Here is a 19,126-nt window from a genome sequence, read left to right as displayed (position 1 = left end):
TATTTTTTTATAAAAACTTTTTTTATTTTATCTGTAAATGCTGTCCTATAGAAATTACATTATCTTTTAAAGCATTCACTTCTTTTATAGCAGCAACTGTTGTATTAAATTTTCTAGCAATAGAATACAGTGTATCTCCTTTTTTTACTTCGTAATACTTAACAACAGTATTGTTTGGGTTTGCAGCTGCTTTTAAAACTGCTTCCGTTTTAGGATCTACTTTAAAGTCTTTCTTTTTTACATTATCAAACTCATGTAACTTATAATCTTCAATAATTTTAATCAGTTTATCTGGGTATCTCTTATCCGTTGCATACCCTGCTTTTTTTAAACCTCTTGCCCATCTTTTATAATCATTAGACCTGTAATTAAACAAAAAAGCATATCGTTTTCTTTGGGTTAAAAATGCCGAATGATCATCATAAGAAGTTTCTACATATTGATATTTTCTAAAACACTCACCTTTTTCATCATCATCATGATATACACGTTCTCCTTGCCATTGTGTATGACATTTTATACCAAAATGATTGTTAGATTTTAAAGCTAATTCACTTCTACCTCTACCAGATTCTAAAATTCCTTGTGCTAAAGTAATACTAGCAGGTATATTATTTTCATGCATTTCTTTTACCGAAATAGGTGCATATTTTCTAATATAATCTAAAGTCTGTTTGTTTAAATTTGAGTTTTTCTTTATTAATTTTTTAGTAAGTTCTTTTTCATTTACAGAAGGTAATTTTACTGGTTTTGGCTCATTTAAAACAACGCCAGCACTTTTACCACCTTTACTCTTACTCGCTTTTTTACTAGAACCACAACTTGCAAACACCAATAAACTAACACAAAACACTACAACTCTTAACTTCATACACTTTTAATTATCTGCTCATTTTTCTTTTCTAAAACCTGATTAAAACCTGCAATTCCTTGAATTCCTCCTGTATGAATTGCTAAAATTTTAGTTCCCTCAGAGAAGGTATCTTTTTTAATTAAATCGATAATACCAAACATCATTTTTCCGGTATAAATAGGATCTAACAAAATACCTGTTTTATCTGTAAAATCGTTGATAAAAGTAATTAATTCTTCTGTATGTTTTGCATACCCTCCAAAATGATACCCTTTTTGTAGTTTCCAACTATCATTTTTTATGGTGTATTTTTTTATTTCTTCGGATAAAAAATTTCCTTTTAAAGCAGGGAAACCTAATACTTTCTGACGTCTTTTTAACGATTTTATCAATCCTGCTAATGTTCCTCCTGTTCCTACAGCAGCACAAACATAATCGAAGGTAGCATCTTCTTTTGTTAAAATTTCTTCACAACCATTTACGGCTAAAAAATTGGTACCTCCTTCTGGAACTAAATAAAAATCGCCCCATTTATTTTTCATTTTTTCAATGAAACCAAAAGATGATTTTTGTCTGTATAATTCTCTAGACACAAAATGAAATTTCATGCCATGCTCATGAGCTTCTCTTAATGTAGGGTTTTCTTCTAAAGTCTGCGTTAGGTTTTTACCCAACTCTTCGCCTCTAATAATTCCAAATGTTTTTAAGCCTTCTAATTTACCAGCAACTGCAGTTGCCAAAATATGATTAGAATACGCTCCACCAAATGTAAGTATTGCCTTCTTTTTAAGCTTTTTAGCTTCTTCTAAATTGTATTTTAATTTTCTAAATTTATTACCCGAAACAAAAGGGTGAATTAAATCTTCTCTTTTAATAAAGAGTTCTATCTTTTTTTCTTCTAAGATTGGGAGAAAAACTTGTTGGTTTTGAGCGATAAAATCACTCTCGAAAAAAGTATTGTTTGTGTTACTCAATGTTAAGAATTTGTTAGCACAAAAATAACAGATATTATTTTGTTACCTACACAATATTTACTTTTTAAAGTTAAAATTAAAAGTCCGTACTGTTTTTTAACTAAAACACCATAAAAAACTACAAGACAACACTTTAAAAACACTATTACTTTTATAATTCTTAACTATTTACCTTCTCACAAAAAAAAATAGCCTACAAATAGCATAAAACTCCCTAAAACAAAAAAATAACGAACTCAATTTTAAGATTCGTCATCTTACCATTTTCAAAGCTATCTCTTTTAAAAGTATAAATAAGTTTATTTTCTTCTTATCAGATAGGGATTTCTTTACAGTAAATTAATATCCTTTAAATACAAATTTGTTAGCCAAATTGAAATTGCTACAGGTGCAATCTAACTTACAAATGATTAAGATTCTAAAATTTTGAAACAAAAACTTTGAAGACTACCTTTTTTCTTTTCTAAAACCATCAATACGAGTGTTCAATAAAATATTACATCAAAAGACACAACATTCTTAAGCCACTATTATAAAGAAACTTAACCTAAAAACAGCAACTCTAAAAATCTTTAAAAAAACATAATTTATTTTTCAACTTTTGTAATTCGAATCAAAAAATAGTATAATTTTACTTAAAATTTATATCGCGATTATGCTTCTTAAATGAACAAATACATTGTTGCCAATCAACCTGAAAAATGGCTTTTTTCGATTGATAATATTACCGTAATTTCCTCACAAGAATATCTTACCAATCCAAAATATTCTACCATAAAAAAAGCTAGAATATTTAACCTTTGTAAAAACTACAGTTACCAATCTAAAGGATACTATGTTTCTCTTTTAGCAGAAGCAAGAGGTCATTTAGCCATACCTACTGTAAAAAACATTGTAGATTTAAAAACATTGAAACTTGTAAAAATAGTTTCAGAAGAGTTTGATGATGAAATTCAGCAAAGTTTAAAAAACATCAAATCTAGATCCTTTACTTTAAGTATTTATTTTGGTCAGAATGTTGCGCAAAAATACAAAGGACTCAGTAGCTTGTTTTATAAGCACTTTCAAGTTCCGTTTTTACGTGTTCATTTTAGTTTTAACAACAAATGGAACATTCAAAGTATCGAAGCTATTTCTGAATCTGAAATACCAAACGAACACCTAGAATGTGTCTATGAATTTGCGAATCAATATTTTTCTAAAAAACGATATGACACGCCTAAGTTAGCTACATCTGATTTTGATTTGGCTATTTTGGTAGACCCAAATGATCCTGCGCCACCAAGCAACGCGAAAGCCTTAAAAAAGTTTGTTGATATTGCTGAAAAGATGAACATCTATGCAGAAATTATTCAACCAAAAGACCTCAGTAGATTATCGTCTTTTGACGCTTTATTTATTCGTCAAAGTACAGAGGTAAATAACGAAGCGTATGCATTTGCACGTAAGGCACAACAAGAAGGAATTGCTATTATTGATTATCCGGATGCTATTTTAAAGTGCTGCAATAAGGTTTTTATGGCAGAAGCTTTAAACAATGCCAATATAGCAACGCCAAAAACAATTATTGTGCATAGAGATAATATAGATGATGTGCTTAACAAAGTTGGTTTGCCTTGTGTATTAAAAGCACCTGATTCTACCTTTTCTTTTGGTGTAAAAAAAGCCAAAACAGAAAGCGAATATGCCGTTTTAGTCAATGAAATGCTGAAAGAATCTGACCTTATTATTGCACAAGAGTTTTGCCCTTCTGATTACGATTGGAGAATTGGGATTATTGATGATAAACCCTTTTTTGCTTGTAAATACTACATGGCAAAAGGGCATTGGCAAATATACAATTGGAATGCTAAAAAGAAAAAAGAGCAAGATGGTGATGCAGATTGTTTACCGATAGAAAAAGTGCCTAAAAAAGTTTTAGACATGGCTTTAAAATCGGCAAGAATTATGGGAAAAGGATTGTACGGAATAGACATTAAAGTTGTAAACAACAAACCGATGGTGATTGAAATTAACGACAACCCAAATGTAGATTTTGGTGTAGAAGATGCCTTTTATGGCGATTTAGTCTACACAGAAATTTTATCAGCATTAAAAAAACGTTTAGAATAAAATGGGAACAAAATATAAATTGTTTGAGGTTTTTGGTATCGAATTAGAATACATGTTGATTAATAACACCTCTTTTAAAGTAGCGCCCATTGTAGATGTTTTATTGACAAAAAAAAATGGAGCACTTACTTCTGATATTGATAATGGAACCATTGCCTGGAGCAACGAATTGGTTGCACATGTTGTGGAAATAAAAACAAACGGACCAACAGCAGATCTCACCAACTTATCAGAAGAATTTCATAAAAACATTCTAGAAATTAATGCTATTTTAAAACCGTTAAACACTAAATTATTACCAACGGCTTGCCATCCTTTAATGAATCCTTTGCAAGACACACAACTATGGAAACACAGTTATAGTGAGGTGTACGAACTATACAATAGAATTTTTAATTGCAAAGGTCACGGCTGGTCTAATGTACAAAGCACACATATTAACTTACCTTTTTATGATGATGTTGAGTTTGAAAAACTACATGCTGCCATTCGTGTTATTTTACCATTAATTCCGGGTTTAAGTGCAAGTTCGCCTATTTTAGAAGGTAAATTTACTGATTTTAAAGACACCCGATTAGAGTATTATAAAACCAATCAAAAAGAGATTCCGGAAATGACAGGAATGGTAATTCCTGAGCAAGTGTTTTCTAAATCAGCTTATCATAAAACCATCTTTGATCCTATTAAAAAACAGATTAAACAACACGATACCAATAATATTTTAGACCATCATTTTCTAAACTCTAGAGGTGCCATTGCCCGTTTTGATAGAAATGCCATCGAAATTAGATTGGTAGACATACAAGAATGTCCAAAAGCAGATATTGCTATTTGTGTGTTCATTATTGAAGTTTTAAAACAATTGGTCAACGGAAAATTAGCGAGTTTAGAAGTGCAAAAAAGCTGGAACGAGCAAGATTTGTTCAATATTTTAAACCCAATTATTAAGGAAGGTGAAAATTATAAAATCAGCAATAAAGAATACTTATCTCTTTTTAATCTTTCTAATGACTGCACCGTAAATGAGCTTTGGAAACACCTTTTTGAATTGGTAAAAGAAAATATTTCCGAGAACTACCAAGAAGCTTTAACGATAATTTTTGAACACGGAACACTCGCTACAAGAATTGAAAATGCACTTGCTGCTGATACTTCGGATAAAAACATTATAAACGTTTATACGCAATTAGCAAATTGCTTAGAAACCAACACGCTATTTATCCCAAATAAATAGGAATGAAATTGGTAATCACTTGCGAACACGGTGGGAATGAAATTCCGGATAAGTTTAATTTTCTATTTAATGATAAAGAAATTTTAAATACACATAGAGGTTATGACTTAGGTGCTTTAGATGTTTTTAATACGCTAAAACCATTAGCAAACTACACTAATTACAGCACAACAAGTAGATTGTTCATAGAGTTAAACAGATCGATTTGGCATAAAAACTTGTTTTCAGACTTCACAAAAAAACTATCGGATTTAGAGAAAAAAGACATCATTAAAACACACTATAACGTTTATAGAAATGCTGTAGAAAATAAGATTGAAACACTTATTACCAACCAAAATACTGTTGTACACCTTTCTATACATTCGTTTACGCCTATTTTAAATGATAGTGCAAGACATTGTGATATTGGTTTTTTATACGACTCCTCAAATCAACAAGAAAAAAAAATTGCGTTACAACTTAAAGAAGCTTTACATAGGATAAACCCGAAATGGCATGTACGTTTTAATTATCCTTATCTCGGAAAATCAGACGGATTTACAACGTATTTAAGGAAGCGTTTTAATGAAAATTACATCGGAATCGAGATTGAAATAAATCAGAAATTTTCTAAAAACAACATCATGAATTTTCAGTTAAAAGAAGATTTACAAAAAGCGATTGCTTTGTTATAAAACTAAAATATGTTAAAATAAAAACGCCAAATACTTAAAAAGCATTTGGCGTTTTTTATTTCATATATAAAATTCTATCCACATTTAGAAGAACCACAATCTTTACACGTTAAGCAACCTTCTTGATAAATTAAATTGGTCGAATCACAATTATCACACGTATGTCCTTTTACCGCTGTACCATCTTCTACATAACGTTTTAAAGCACGTTGCACGCCGTTTTTCCAAGAACTAATAGACTCAGAATCGAACTGTAAACTCTGTATCAATTCTACAATTTTATCAATTGGCATTCCATGACGGATGGTTCCTGAAATTAACTTTGCATAGTTCCAAAATTCTGGATTAAACTTATGAGACAAGCCTTCGATAGTTGTTTTGTAACCTCTTTTATTTTGATATTGAAAATCGTAACGAGAAGATCCGTCTTCGTTTCTATTTTTAATAATCAATCCTTTATCTACCCAACGCGGAATTAAAATTCCGTCTTCATCATCTGTTAATCCTGTAAAAATTTCATAAGGTCTGTTATCTACCAAACCAACAAAAGCAATCCATTTTTCTTTTTGATTTTGAAAACGAACCACATCTGCTTCTAAAGTTTGAGGTCGTTTTTTAGAAAAACTAGCTGCTGCTATTTTGCTATCTTTTTTATCATCCGCAGAAATTAACACTCCAGAACGAGATCCGTCTCTATAAACCGTTACCCCTTTACAACCTACTTCCCAAGCTTTTAAATACAATTCTCCAACTAATTCTTCGGTAGCATCATTTGGTAAATTAACAGTAACACTAATAGAATGATCTACCCATTTTTGAATTGCACCTTGCATTTCTACCTTGCTATTCCAATCAATATCATTAGAAGTAGCTTTATAATATGGCGATTGTTTTACCAACTCGTCTATTTCTTCTTGCGTAAAATTCTTAGAAGAGTCAATATTGTTTACATCCATCCATTGTTTAAAACGATGATGAAAAACCACATATTCTTCCCAAGAATCGCCAACCTCATCTACAAAATCTATACGTGCCTCTTTATCATTTGGGTTCACCTTTTTTCTACGCTTATACACAGGCATAAACACCGGCTCTATACCAGATGATGTTTGGGTCATTAAACTTGTAGTACCTGTTGGCGCAATGGTTAACAAGGCAATATTTCTACGCCCATGCTCTAACATTTCATAATACAGTTTACTATCTGCTTCTTTTATTCTTAAAATAAACGGATTGTTTTTTTCTCTATCGGCATCAAAAATAGAAAACGCCCCTCTTTCTTTTGCTAAATTTACAGAAGCTCTGTAGGTTTCTACACCTAAAACTTTATGTACTTCGGTAGAAAAAGTGTTTCCTTCATCACTTCCGTAACGAATACCTAAAGCCGCCAACATATCTCCTTCTGCAGTAATACCAATACCGGTTCTTCTACCTTCAAAAGCTTTTTGTTTAATGTTTAACCACAAGTTTCTTTCTGTTGCTTTTACAACATCTTCTTCTGGGTCGGCATCTATTTTTGCTAAAATTCCGTCTATTTTTTCTAACTCTAAATCAATAATGTCATCCATCATTCTTTGAGCTATTACAATATGTTTTTTAAACAATTCAAAATTGAATTCAGCCTTTTTTGTAAACGGATTTTCTACATAAGAAAACAAGTTTATCGCCAATAAACGACAAGAATCATACGGACATAAAGGAATCTCGCCACAAGGGTTTGTAGAAACCGTTTTATACCCTAAATCTGCATAGCAATCGGGTACAGACTCGTTAATAATGGTATCCCAAAATAAAATTCCTGGTTCTGCAGATTTCCATGCATTGTGTACAATTTTCTTCCAAATTTTAGTAGCTTCTATTTCTTTGGTATACACAGGGTTTTCACTAAACGTAGGGTATTTTTGCAAGTACGTTCCATCGCCTTTTACAGCGTTCATAAACGCATCATCAATTCTTACAGAAACATTGGCACCGGTAACTTTACCTTGCTCTAATTTTGCATCTATAAAATCTTCTGCATCTGGGTGATTGATAGAAACAGACAACATTAACGCGCCTCTTCTACCATCTTGCGCTACTTCTCTTGTTGAGTTAGAGTAACGCTCCATAAACGGAACAATACCTGTTGATGTTAAAGCTGAATTTTTTACAGGAGATCCTTTAGGACGAATGTGAGACAAATCGTGCCCAACACCACCTCTACGTTTCATTAATTGTACTTGTTCTTGGTCTATTTTCATGATGCCACCATAAGAATCTGACTCACCATTATTACCAATTACAAAACAATTAGACAAAGATGCTATTTGAAAAGGATTCCCAATTCCTGCCATTGGGCTTCCTTGAGGAACAATATATTTAAAATCTTTTATAGCCTCAAAAACTTCTGATTCGGTTAATGGGTTTGCATACTTCTTTTCTACTCTTGCAATTTCTGATGCAATTCTATGATGCATTTCATCTGGAGTGCTTTCGTAAATATTATCGGCAGAATCTTTTAAAGCATATTTATTTAGCCACACACTTGCCGCTAATTCATCGCCTTTAAAATAGTTGAGAGCAGCTTTTAAAGCCTCATCTCTTGAATATGTTTTTTGGGGAGTAAGTATTGTAGCGGATTTCATTGTTGTATAAAGCGATTAGATTATTATTTTTATCGAATAAATATCCCGCAAATATACAACCTAAAAGATGACAAAAGTCATAAAGTTTCATAAAAAAAACGTTAACTTACTGTAAAATAGACGTATAAAAACTTATGAACACCCAAAAGTTAACAAATAATTTAATTTTTACGAAATTATTGTTGCGTAAAATAACATAACTAAATATCAGCATTTTAAAGTTGATTTTAGATTATTTATGTAAAAGGTTAACGCTGCTGAAATAAAGGAAACACCTTTAAATTAGACCGTTTTTTGACTCTTATTCAAAACAAATTTCTCTAACTACGGAAACCCGTAAACCTAATCTTTTGTTTTGTTTTACTTTTATATCGAATTAGGATTAGGGTAGGAAAAGTTTTTATTCTGGTGCAAAGCGTTAGCTGTAATTTCGGGTTAACAGAATTTAAATGAACATTAGTGCTTTAAAAGAACAACAGAATTAATGACAATACTTTACATCATTGGAGGTTTAATAGTCACTAGACTTTTATTCAATTCTATAAAGAGGAAAAAGGAAAGCAATACCCCATACTTAAAAATCAAGAAAAAACTTGATGAAGACTTATTACAAGCTAACTTTTCGGGCGATTGGAAAAGAAAACAAGAAATAAATCTTCATTTACTTTGGCTAAAAACATTAGATGAAGTCGAAAATAGAGATATGTTTGGTAGGCAAAAGGATAAAAATAAAGCAACTTTACTTGCCAAGTTAACTTTCGATGATATTAAATTCCCTTTAAAATGGAAATTGGATGACTTATATTGTTTTCCCTTTTCTCAAGAAATAATTTCTGCTTACGGAAAAGTTTTAGCGGAGAATGATTATAAAGGGATGTTCAAGCCAGATAGTATTCTTCCTGTTTCAAAAAATTACATTAAAAAGGCAATATTGTTCAACTTCGATTATTTCAATTTGAAGGAAACAATTTATGAAGTTCCAGACAAAGAAAAAAGAATTGAAAATTTGAGCAGTATTAACATTTATCTTACCATGTCTTTCATTGATACAGACAATGACGACTTACCTAAGTCGGGACATGAAAATTACAAAGTGGGCAATGCAATTAAGAAAAAACTACCAACGCATAATGATTTGGAAGACTTTAATCTTATTGATTGGCGAACAGAAAAAGATTGGATAGCTCTTGGAATTCACTATGCTGACAAAGAACAGTATGATTCTGCTCTTGCCTGTTATGAACAAGTAAAAAAAATCAACCCTGACAGCAAGGATTTAAAATCAGTTCTTTCTTTGACATATCTACAAAAAGGTGAACAACATTATGAGAATGATGAAAGTGAACTGGCATTTGAGAATATAAAAAGGGCTGCTCAATTAAAAAACGAAGAAGCAATAAATTGGTTAGAAGTACATTCAAAAAATTAGTCGAATTAATTATGACAAATAAATAAAATTACAGGTAATATCGTGTATAAAAAATTGCTACTTTTAGCTTAATCAAAGTTATTTGCATTTTTGTAAACTCCCATTTCCCTTAACACAAAACCGTTCGGCAGCATTAAAAATTACTATGGAATTAACAGAATTATATAAATTAAGAAGAGGTTTTACTATAATTGGTATAACTGGAAGGACAGGATCAGGGTGTAGCAAAGTTTCAGATATACTTGCAAATGATTTTAAAGAACTAGAAAAAGGAATTAGAAATGTTGAGGAAATTGACAACGATATTTTTCAAAAAAAAATAACTATTTGTAAAAACTATCTCAATCATAATGATAATTGGCAAAATTTCGAATTAATTAAATATAAAGATTTATTACTTTTTTATCTTCTTAGTTATTATGGAACAGAACCTAAAAAAATAGCTTCTCTACTTTCAAATCATTTTAGAGAAAGCAAAGGTGAAAATAACAGGTCGACAATATTAGAACTCTCAAAAGAGTTATTTCAATTTACAGAAAATGAAGAATCAGTAAAAAAGATTGCTAAACATAAAAAAGCATTTAATAAAATCAAAACCAAAGAACAACTTGCAGAACTTCATGAATTATTTTTCGGAAATGATTTTCGGAAAATATCTGACAAGATATTTAGCATTTTAGAAAAACATGGATACTACAGAAGAACTGTATTATTGCATCATATAAGTTGTAATATCCGAAGAAGTGGAGATCCCTTAAACTCAAATAAAAACACAAGTATTGAATACATATATTCTTTAGCTGAATTAACCAATCGATTAATAAAAGCTAAAAAACAGTATAATGATTTATCTCAAAAACCAACCAAAATTGTAATCGATTCACTTAGAAACTCACTTGAAATCATGTTCTTTAAGGAAAGGTATGCTGGGTTCCATATGATTGCAACTAAAGATTCAAACAACAGAGCATTAAGTAGAGTTAAACATAGATTATCAAAAAAAATCAAAGACGTCACTGAGGTAGAAAGGATTTCAAAAAAAATTCTTGAACTTGACCATACAGAATATAAAACAAGTGATTATAGCAAGGGAGTTTTTTCAAGTCCAGATGTTTATAATTGTATTCAAAAAAGTGATATACATATAATTAACAATAGAAAAGATGATTTAGAAGATGGCAAATATCAAAATCAATTTTTCACGATAGAGGAACAAATTTTAAAGTTTATATCATTAATCCAACAACCTGGAATAATTACTCCTTCTTCAAGTGAAAGGTGCATGCAATTTGCATTTATGGCCAAATTAAACTCTGGTTGTATATCTAGACAAGTTGGTGCGGTCGTTACAGACGAAAATTATTCAGTAAAAGCTATCGGATGGAATGATGTCCCTAGTGGACAAACTCCCTGTAATTTAAGATCAGCTGACGATTATAATTCTGAAAAATTCAAATCAAACAATTATAGTGATTTCGAACAAGGAAAAGAAACATCTAATATCGAAGTAGATTATAAATATAAAGATAAAGAACCTTACGATTTCCCAAATGCAATTAAAGCTTATTATAATGGAAAAGACACTTCTATAAATAACAAAGACTTAAATGGTAAGAATTGCTCTTTCTGTTTCAAAACCATACATAACCATTTTGAAGGTGAAAAAAATCAAGTTCATACAAAATCATTGCACGCAGAGGAAAATGCAATGCTTCAAATTAGTAAATATGGTGGACAAGGATTAAAAGGTGGAATATTATTCACAACTGCTAGTCCTTGTGAACTATGCTCAAAGAAAGCATCTCAATTAGGCATTAAAAAAGTTTATTATATTGATCCATATCCTGGTATTTCAAGACCTCAAATATTAACAAATAACAGATATCAAATGGAGTTAATCTCTTTCAATGGAGTAATCGGTAAATCATATACAAAATTATATGAACCATTTATGGCATATAAAGATGAACTTCAAATTATGCTTGAAAATGAACCAAAGGATTTTTCTAAAACAGATTGGTCAAAAGTAATAAAGAATGTTAAAAGTGAAGAACTCAAAAAAGAATTAAATAAATATATCAATGACAAAAATTTAGACGAAGATAAATTGATTAGTTTTCTAAAACAATAAACGCAGCCCAACACCGCGTAAAATTAATTGCTGGTTTTCAGCTTATTTACGAAAGTCCTCGCAGACTTTCTATCTGTGATTTATTTGCTAAATTTAGTACTTAAAACACGCAACTAATCTTATAAAAACACTTTAGCAAATATTAAAAGAAATTTAAATAAAATGGGAAAATTACTTAATAAACTGACATTAAACAAAAGTTGTTTGATTAAAATATTAATTATGGGATTAATCACTTTAACAAGTCAATTACAAGCTCAAGATATAATTAAGTTTAAAACGACAGAAATTGCTTATAAATATACAGATTCAAATGACAGGTGGGAAGAATGGTCTGAATGGAAAGACGCTAAAGTTTTGATTATTTTAGATACAAATAAGGAACGAATAAAAATATACTCAAAAGAAACCCAAATTTATGACATTGCAGAAGATGAAGGCAAGAAAACAAATGAAAATGGAGAGGATATTTATTCTCTATTTTGTGTAAATGAGGATGGAAGTCAATGTCGTCTTAAACTTTGGAAAAGATATTACAAAAGCGGAAACATCTATTATCAATTATATATAAATTTTAGTGATGCTAAATATGTTTATAATATGGATATACTAAAATAACGATTTGAAAACAAAGAACTGACCTAAAAAACAACTCTTTTCTTCAATAAATTTACGCACTATTATTACAGACTCATAATACTATCAATTCCTATTTGGAGCTTTTATTTTTTATTTTAATAAAACAGAAACGTTAGTTTTATCAGTTTATTTGAAACCGCTGTTAAAGTTAGTTTCTTGCTCTTATTGTTGAAATCATTCCTACATATAATCATTAAGCTGTTTCAAACTTGCTAAATTGCCCCTTTTGGTGTAAATTATCTCCAAACAAAACATTATGGCTATACAAAGTATTTCATTTACTCAACCTAATGATGAGTGGTTAAAAAGTCAAGTTGACACAAAAGAGTATTCTTCCAAAAGCGAACTTGTAAACGATTTAATTAGACAAGCAAGAAAACAGCAAAGACAAATTGACTGGATAAGTGCTAAATTAGAAAAAGCTGAAAATAACGGATTTACGAATTTAAGTAAAGAACAAATATTAGCAGAATCTAAGTCGTTAATTTAATGGCTGGTTATAAACTAAGCAATTTAGCCAAACAAGATTTGAAAAATATTTTCTGATTTAAAAAATAACTATGGCTAACAAAAATATTTTTTTGTGCTTTTAACAGTATCACTTTCAAGCTAAAAAGACATACTTAAATGCTTAGAAAACAAAAAAACTCCAAACACTTTTAAAAGTATTTGGAGTTTTTTATATCCTTATGGTTTGATCATTTTTAATATTCAAAGACACCAAACTCACTTGTAATCGTCAGTTTTTTAGTTGCTGAAGCTTCTACCCTACCTACAATTTTAGCATCTACGTTAAACGATTTTGAGATGGCAATAATATCTGCTGCAATTTCTGGAGAAACATAAATTTCCATTCTATGGCCACAGTTAAATACTTGGTACATTTCTTTCCAATCTGTTTTAGACTGTTCTTGTATCAACTTAAATAAAGGCGGAATCGGAAACATATTGTCTTTTACAATGTGTAACTCATCTACAAAGTGTAATATTTTTGTTTGTGCACCACCAGAACAATGAATCATTCCGTGTACAGTATCAGAATTAAATTCTGATAAGATTTTTTTAATTATTGGCGCGTACGTTCTTGTTGGCGATAATACCAATTTACCTGCATCTATAGGAGAATTTTCTACCTTGTCTGTTAATTTTGTATTACCAGAGTACACTAAATCTTCCGGTACAGCAGCATCAAAACTTTCTGGGTATTTTTCTGCTAAATATTTATGAAAAACATCGTGTCTTGCAGATGTTAATCCGTTAGACCCCATACCTCCATTATATTCAGTTTCGTAACTTGCTTGTCCAAAAGACTCTAAGCCAACAATTACATCACCTGCTTTTATGTTTGCATTATCTACAACATCTGTACGTTTCATTCTTGCTGTTACGGTAGAATCTACAATAATAGTTCGTACTAGATCGCCAACATCTGCAGTTTCTCCTCCGGTTGAATGAATCGTTACTCCAAAACCTTTTAAGTCTTCGATTAACTCTTCTGTTCCGTTTATAATTGCTGATAAAACTTCTCCTGGAATTTTACTTTTATTTCTACCAATAGTAGAAGACAACATAATGTTATCTGTTGCTCCAACACATAAAAGATCATCAATATTCATAATTAAAGCATCTTGCGCAATGCCCTTCCAAACAGAAATATCGCCAGTTTCTTTCCAATACATATACGCTAAAGAAGATTTTGTACCCGCTCCATCTGCATGCATTATTAGACAATAATCATCATCATTGGTTAAATAATCTGGTACAATTTTGCAAAATGCTTTCGGAAACAAACCTTTGTCTATATTCTTAATAGCATTGTGTACATCTTCTTTTGATGCAGATACCCCTCTTTGCGCGTATCTTTTAGAAACTTCTTGACTCATTTTGTTGTGTTGTAGTTGCTGCAAATTTAGTTTTTCTAAACTTTATATCCATAAAAAAAGCGAACGTTTTTTACCGTTCGCTTTTAAATTTAAAACTAAGTATTATTCCCAATCTGGCATTGTTGCGTTTGCAAACAAAACCACTCTTTCAATATTTCCTGACAAGTTAGTTTTAGAAATATTTTTTTGAGAAATACCGTCATTAGATGTATTTACAAAAATAACATCTGCTTCGCTTGGTGAAAAACGAGCATCTAAATCATTAGTTCCATTATTTTTTTCACCTTCAGAAACATCTTTAAAAGACATATCTGTAAAGTTATATAAAAATATTCTAGTATCTAATTGCCTATAACTTGTTGCTTGATGGTTAGAAATATCTCTTGTAAATAATAACAAATTACCAGATGCAGAAAAATTTAAACCACCTAATGCGCCTTTAACATTAGAAATTACAGTATTTAAAACGACTCCATTTACATCTAAAATTAAAATAGCACCATTATAACCGTTTGCATTATTGGTTTTTATGGCAATTTTAGTTCCATCGCTACTCCAATCACATTCGGTTATTAAGCTGCCATCTGTGGTTTCATATATTTTTTGCAAACCAGTACCATCTTTATTTATAGCATACAAACTACCAAAAGAGGGATATAATAATTTATTACCATCTGCTGACCAAGCAAAATCCATTTCATTTAAATTAAAACCTGCAACAGGAATTGTAGATGTTACTTTTTTAACCGCATCTCCATTGGTTTTCATTGTATAAATATGCGCTTTATTATTATCTATTCTTAAAAACGCTATTAAATTAGATACATTATTTTTTCTAGGTCTCCAAGAGTTTAAACCAGCATTGGTTAATTGCACCGTATTAAAAACCTCTAAATTAGCGGGGTTAAAAGAAGAAGAATAGATTACATTATTCCCCCCTTCATTTTTAACATAAAAATACCGGTTTGCAGGATCTTCTTGTATTGTAAAAGATCTAATACTACTTATAACTTCTGTATGTATAGCATCAGTTACAGCTACAGTCCAAAAATATTTTGCACCATATTTTAAACCAGAAACGGTGTACGATTTTTCTTTTATATCTGTAATACTGATTACATCATTATTAAAATCGTTTCTAATTTCAATAGTATATGTTAGCTCGTCTTCATCTACATCAATAGCTCCCCAAGAAAACTCAACTTCATTTAACAAACCCTCTACCCCATCTTCTGGCGCAATAAGATTTGGTTTTGATGGAGGTTTGTTTAAAGCTGTTGAAATTTCCATTTCTAACACAACATTTACCTCAACATCTTTACTTACCGTTACGCCCTCATACTGGTCTAAATAACCTTCTTTGGCCGCTTGTACAGAATATTCTTTAGCTTCTACTCCCAGAAAGATAAAGTTACCTTCTACATCTGTAAACACCGTATTATTTGTAGGCGATAATATTACTTTTACATTTTCTAAAGGCACAAAGCCATCTTTTGCCACAACTTTACCTTTTAAATCACCATACGCTACCAACCCAATAGTTCCGTCTTCTCCACAACTTATAAAAAAGAGTGTAATTAGTAGTATTTTTATTACTTTTTTCATTTGAATTCTGCTTAAAAATATACATTAATACCTGCTCCGAAACGCCAAACTAAATCGTTTTTATTACCTACTATCTGCCTATCTAAATTATCGGTTATCGGCATATTGTATTCTCCGTTTACAAAAAGCCCAATTTTATTTGAAAGTAAATACTCTAGCCCCAAACCTCCTTGAAATTTAAAGAAGCTATCTTCTAAATTCTTTCTAGAAATAGAACCAATACCAGCATACATATATGGCGTCAATTTCTCGTAGGGCAAAAAAGTGTATTCAAAATTAATTGCAGATGTTATAAAAGATTCATGAAAAGTACTTTTATTATCTAACTCATACTTACCTAAAGTTACCCAAAAATTAAACTTAGGATCGTCTAACCTATATTTAAACTTAAAATCATAACCAAACTGAAAGGTTGGATTTATATAATCGCCAACAATTTTAGACATTCCCATACTTGTACCTACCCCAAACTTACCTCTTCTTTCTTCTTGTTTTCTATTATAAAGCTTAATTTTACTAGACTCTAATTGCTCTTTGTAATATGCTTTTTTAACATAGTATTTTGCTGTATCACCTCCTTTAGGTTCCCAAATACCATCTACAATACCTTCTACAATTAAAACATCAACTGCTTTATCTATTGCTTCTTTTACTGCTAATTGAGCTGGTTCATTTTTAGTTACTCCAGTTTCTACTTCTAACAATCTTCTTAAAGATACATAACGAAATAAATTGGCAGAAATACCCTGAGATAAAATAGTTTTAGAAACATATACATTCTTTAAAATTTCTCCTGTAGAGGTAGATACTACCCGCAAGTAAACCGTAATTCTATCTTCTCTGTATTGATTAGAAACACCTGCACCAAAATACCGTAAGCCAGACCCCCCTGTTATAATGTTAGAATCGTAAGAAACAACCCCTCCCTCTATAATTGTACCTGCAAAAAGCAAAGGTGGCATTGTTATCTTTTTACCATTTGCATATTCTTGACGTGTGTTTCTAATAATTTGCCTTTCATTTAAAAGATTACCAATATTTTCTCTTTCTACTGGTCTAAACCAACCAGACTCTTCGAGTGATTTTAATAATATTGTGGTACCGCCTTGGGTAACAGCAGTGCTAAATGTAGATCCATTTAACACAGGTTTGTATTGCCCTGTTTGATCTCTAAACTTATAAACACCAACAATAATTTTCTCTGCAGGAAGAAATTTTTTCGCTAAAAATTCTGGCGATGTATTTTCTCCTATTCTTGCTTTTTTTTGAGTAAATGGTTGATTAAAATAAGCCCCACAACTGATAAATACACTAATTATTACCAAATAAATTATACCAACAGCTTTTTTTCTCATAATAATTTTAGTTGCCGTTAGGAATTGTTATTTGGGTTTGCTCGCCTGTTGTTACATTAAGTATGCTAACATTTAAACCATTGGTACCTGGTGTTATTTCTACTACCAGATCTCCAAAATTGTAAGTTCCCACGGTTAAATTGGTATCACCTAACTGTTGCTGAAATAAACTTTGAGACAACGAACTCAATAATCTATTATTTAAACTATTGGTAAAGTTTTCTAAATCTGTTGTAACACTCCTTACCTCTTCTTCTTCAGTAAAATCATTTTGAGCGGCTGCAGAGGCCATAATTTGCTGATAATTAAATGTGGTACCACCAAAAAACGGACTTATAGGCGTATATACCAAATCTTGTGAGTAAACAAAACCCGATATTAAAATAAAAATAAATAATAATCTTTGTTTCATAACCAATAGCTTTTAGGTTTTTATATTTTATTAGAAAAAGTAGTTTTTCTTTGTTGGCTATAAACTCTTAGTTTTCTCATAGCCATTAAAACATTATTTTTTAAATATTCTTCTTCTGGTCTTGCAAAAAATTCATGAATTTTTTTTCTATCAACTTCTACAGATAATATACTACTTCTGCCCATTGCTGGTTTTTCTACCACCTTTATTATAAAAGGATAATTTTTACCTGTTACTAGATATTCTTTATAAAAAAAATCATGAAAATCTCTACCAATTTTAGTCATAGCTTCATCTATCACAATTCCTTTAATTAAATACTGCTCTTCATTTACTTCTTTTGCAATTGTTTTTTTTTCATTAGAAAACAGAAATAATGTATCTCTGTCTATTAATTTATCTTTGTATTTTACAAATAGATAAACTTTTAATTCTTCCTCTTTTTTTAAGTTGATTTGAAATACAGATAATTGTTTCTCCTCATTTGGTTTTAATGAAAAATCGTTAGATTGATTATTTTTAGACAAATTGCCTAAACCTCCTTTTTTTAGCAAAACAAAATTATAGTTAAGATCATCTATAAAAAAAGATTCTTCGTTTAACACTTGAGCTCTTAACGTTAAAAATTCATCTCCTCTAGTTAAATTAATACTTCCCTTAACTTTATAATCACCAAATTCTTGAGCAGAAAGAAAAGACATAAAAAAAACATTTAAAATACAGAAATTTAAAAGTTTACTTTTCATATCAATAGCTTTAACTAATAGTTAATTACACTCATTTTAGCTCCTCCAAATTGTACTATTTTTAGATTTTGAAACACAGAATTTATTCCTTGTACTTCTAATGAATTATCATTTCCAGATTGCAAAACACCTAAATTAATTGGCTGATTGCTATTGTAATTTAAAAATTGATAATTATTTCCATTTCCTATTTGATATACCCTGTGATCTCCATTAGAAAATCGATCATCAATATTTGTAACATTTGCATTACCAATTTGTTTTAATGAAATGGTGCTAACCATTTCTTGAGAATTAATTTGAAAATTATTGATAGTACTAATTGGTAATTGTGAATTATCAAATTGCAATTGATCTGAAAAATAACTAGGTAATTTTTCATCTTGTGCACTTGCTAAAAAGGATAATAAGAAAAGACAAACAATTGATATTTTTTTTATTGATTCCATCTT

Annotated in this window: 16 protein-coding genes; 7 read left to right on the top strand and 9 right to left on the bottom strand. The window is 30.4% G+C overall.

Features of this window, described 5'->3' with window-relative positions; genetic code table 11:
• Nucleotides 1-22: 22 nt before the first annotated feature.
• A complete protein-coding gene (locus WG951_RS15620; RefSeq protein WP_105047872.1) occupies nucleotides 23-871 on the bottom strand; it encodes a glucosaminidase domain-containing protein in 849 nt (282 codons plus the stop codon).
• Nucleotides 868-1,827: a 1-aminocyclopropane-1-carboxylate deaminase/D-cysteine desulfhydrase gene (locus WG951_RS15615; RefSeq protein WP_105047871.1), complete on the bottom strand. Its 960-nt coding sequence runs from the start codon at nucleotides 1,825-1,827 to the stop codon at nucleotides 868-870. The genes WG951_RS15620 and WG951_RS15615 overlap by 4 nt, the downstream gene beginning before the upstream one ends.
• A gap of 666 nt (nucleotides 1,828-2,493) precedes the next feature.
• Here WG951_RS15615 and WG951_RS15610 point away from each other — a divergent pair.
• Genes WG951_RS15610 through WG951_RS15600 form a run of 3 tightly spaced genes read left to right on the top strand, consistent with a single transcriptional unit; the run spans nucleotide 2,494 to nucleotide 5,850 of the window.
• On the top strand, nucleotides 2,494-3,939 hold the full coding sequence (locus WG951_RS15610) for a RimK family protein (protein WP_105047870.1): 1,446 nt from the start codon (nucleotides 2,494-2,496) through the stop codon (nucleotides 3,937-3,939).
• Nucleotide 3,940: 1 nt separating this feature from the next.
• Entirely contained in the window at nucleotides 3,941-5,173 is a 1,233-nt protein-coding gene (locus WG951_RS15605; RefSeq protein ID WP_105047869.1) for a glutamate-cysteine ligase family protein, read from the top strand.
• A 2-nt stretch (nucleotides 5,174-5,175) separates the two neighbouring features.
• Nucleotides 5,176-5,850, top strand: a complete 675-nt coding sequence (locus tag WG951_RS15600; RefSeq protein ID WP_105047868.1) for an N-formylglutamate amidohydrolase — start codon at nucleotides 5,176-5,178, stop codon at nucleotides 5,848-5,850.
• Between the two features lie 74 nt (nucleotides 5,851-5,924).
• Here the strand turns inward: WG951_RS15600 and WG951_RS15595 are convergent, their stop codons facing one another.
• A complete protein-coding gene (locus WG951_RS15595; protein WP_105047867.1) occupies nucleotides 5,925-8,474 on the bottom strand; it encodes an adenosylcobalamin-dependent ribonucleoside-diphosphate reductase in 2,550 nt (849 codons plus the stop codon).
• Nucleotides 8,475-8,958: 484 nt separating this feature from the next.
• Between WG951_RS15595 and WG951_RS15590 the strand changes: the two genes are divergently transcribed.
• The 4 genes from WG951_RS15590 to WG951_RS15575 all read left to right on the top strand — a co-directional run bounded on the left by WG951_RS15590 (nucleotide 8,959) and on the right by WG951_RS15575 (nucleotide 13,163).
• Complete coding sequence (locus tag WG951_RS15590) at nucleotides 8,959-9,903, top strand: tetratricopeptide repeat protein (RefSeq protein ID WP_105047866.1); 945 nt, start codon at nucleotides 8,959-8,961, stop codon at nucleotides 9,901-9,903.
• A 145-nt stretch (nucleotides 9,904-10,048) separates the two neighbouring features.
• Nucleotides 10,049-12,034, top strand: a complete 1,986-nt coding sequence (locus tag WG951_RS15585; RefSeq protein ID WP_105047865.1) for a hypothetical protein — start codon at nucleotides 10,049-10,051, stop codon at nucleotides 12,032-12,034.
• Nucleotides 12,035-12,256: 222 nt separating this feature from the next.
• Nucleotides 12,257-12,652, top strand: a complete 396-nt coding sequence (locus tag WG951_RS15580) for a hypothetical protein (RefSeq protein WP_146105240.1) — start codon at nucleotides 12,257-12,259, stop codon at nucleotides 12,650-12,652.
• A 277-nt stretch (nucleotides 12,653-12,929) separates the two neighbouring features.
• A complete protein-coding gene (locus tag WG951_RS15575; protein WP_105047863.1) occupies nucleotides 12,930-13,163 on the top strand; it encodes a ribbon-helix-helix domain-containing protein in 234 nt (77 codons plus the stop codon).
• A gap of 214 nt (nucleotides 13,164-13,377) precedes the next feature.
• On the opposite strand, the gene WG951_RS15570 is transcribed toward WG951_RS15575, so the two are convergent.
• The 6 genes from WG951_RS15570 to WG951_RS15545 form a co-directional block, all read right to left on the bottom strand.
• Nucleotides 13,378-14,556, bottom strand: a complete 1,179-nt coding sequence (locus WG951_RS15570; RefSeq protein ID WP_105047862.1) for an AIR synthase related protein — start codon at nucleotides 14,554-14,556, stop codon at nucleotides 13,378-13,380.
• 102 nt (nucleotides 14,557-14,658) lie between these two features.
• Entirely contained in the window at nucleotides 14,659-16,161 is a 1,503-nt protein-coding gene (locus tag WG951_RS15565) for a carboxypeptidase regulatory-like domain-containing protein (protein ID WP_105047861.1), read from the bottom strand.
• Between the two features lie 11 nt (nucleotides 16,162-16,172).
• Nucleotides 16,173-17,516 (bottom strand): CsgG/HfaB family protein, encoded by a 1,344-nt coding sequence (locus WG951_RS15560; protein ID WP_105047860.1) that lies wholly within the window; start codon nucleotides 17,514-17,516, stop codon nucleotides 16,173-16,175.
• A 7-nt stretch (nucleotides 17,517-17,523) separates the two neighbouring features.
• Complete coding sequence (locus WG951_RS15555; protein WP_105047859.1) at nucleotides 17,524-17,928, bottom strand: curli assembly protein CsgF; 405 nt, start codon at nucleotides 17,926-17,928, stop codon at nucleotides 17,524-17,526.
• Between the two features lie 20 nt (nucleotides 17,929-17,948).
• Entirely contained in the window at nucleotides 17,949-18,674 is a 726-nt protein-coding gene (locus tag WG951_RS15550; protein ID WP_105047858.1) for a CsgE family curli-type amyloid fiber assembly protein, read from the bottom strand.
• A 14-nt stretch (nucleotides 18,675-18,688) separates the two neighbouring features.
• Nucleotides 18,689-19,123, bottom strand: coding sequence for a hypothetical protein (locus tag WG951_RS15545; protein WP_105047857.1), 435 nt, complete (start codon nucleotides 19,121-19,123; stop codon nucleotides 18,689-18,691).
• Nucleotides 19,124-19,126: the final 3 nt, after the last annotated feature.

Source organism: Polaribacter butkevichii (assembly GCF_038024105.1).
Taxonomy (GTDB): Bacteria; Bacteroidota; Bacteroidia; order Flavobacteriales; family Flavobacteriaceae; genus Polaribacter; species Polaribacter butkevichii.
This window is presented reverse-complemented; position numbering and strand designations above follow the sequence as displayed.

Bases quoted from the DNA above. Each gene is read 5' to 3' on its own strand.
- WG951_RS15620 (WP_105047872.1), bottom strand. From the start codon at position 871: ATGAAGTTAAGAGTTGTAGTGTTTTGTGTTAGTTTATTGGTGTTTGCA.
- WG951_RS15610 (WP_105047870.1), top strand. From the start codon at position 2,494: ATGAACAAATACATTGTTGCCAATCAACCTGAAAAATGGCTTTTTTCG.
- WG951_RS15605 (WP_105047869.1), top strand. From the start codon at position 3,941: ATGGGAACAAAATATAAATTGTTTGAGGTTTTTGGTATCGAATTAGAA.
- WG951_RS15600 (WP_105047868.1), top strand. From the start codon at position 5,176: ATGAAATTGGTAATCACTTGCGAACACGGTGGGAATGAAATTCCGGAT.
- WG951_RS15595 (WP_105047867.1), bottom strand. From the start codon at position 8,474: ATGAAATCCGCTACAATACTTACTCCCCAAAAAACATATTCAAGAGAT.
- WG951_RS15590 (WP_105047866.1), top strand. From the start codon at position 8,959: ATGACAATACTTTACATCATTGGAGGTTTAATAGTCACTAGACTTTTA.
- WG951_RS15585 (WP_105047865.1), top strand. From the start codon at position 10,049: ATGGAATTAACAGAATTATATAAATTAAGAAGAGGTTTTACTATAATT.
- WG951_RS15580 (WP_146105240.1), top strand. From the start codon at position 12,257: ATGGGATTAATCACTTTAACAAGTCAATTACAAGCTCAAGATATAATT.
- WG951_RS15575 (WP_105047863.1), top strand. From the start codon at position 12,930: ATGGCTATACAAAGTATTTCATTTACTCAACCTAATGATGAGTGGTTA.
- WG951_RS15570 (WP_105047862.1), bottom strand. From the start codon at position 14,556: ATGAGTCAAGAAGTTTCTAAAAGATACGCGCAAAGAGGGGTATCTGCA.
- WG951_RS15565 (WP_105047861.1), bottom strand. From the start codon at position 16,161: ATGAAAAAAGTAATAAAAATACTACTAATTACACTCTTTTTTATAAGT.
- WG951_RS15560 (WP_105047860.1), bottom strand. From the start codon at position 17,516: ATGAGAAAAAAAGCTGTTGGTATAATTTATTTGGTAATAATTAGTGTA.
- WG951_RS15555 (WP_105047859.1), bottom strand. From the start codon at position 17,928: ATGAAACAAAGATTATTATTTATTTTTATTTTAATATCGGGTTTTGTT.
- WG951_RS15550 (WP_105047858.1), bottom strand. From the start codon at position 18,674: ATGAAAAGTAAACTTTTAAATTTCTGTATTTTAAATGTTTTTTTTATG.
- WG951_RS15545 (WP_105047857.1), bottom strand. From the start codon at position 19,123: ATGGAATCAATAAAAAAAATATCAATTGTTTGTCTTTTCTTATTATCC.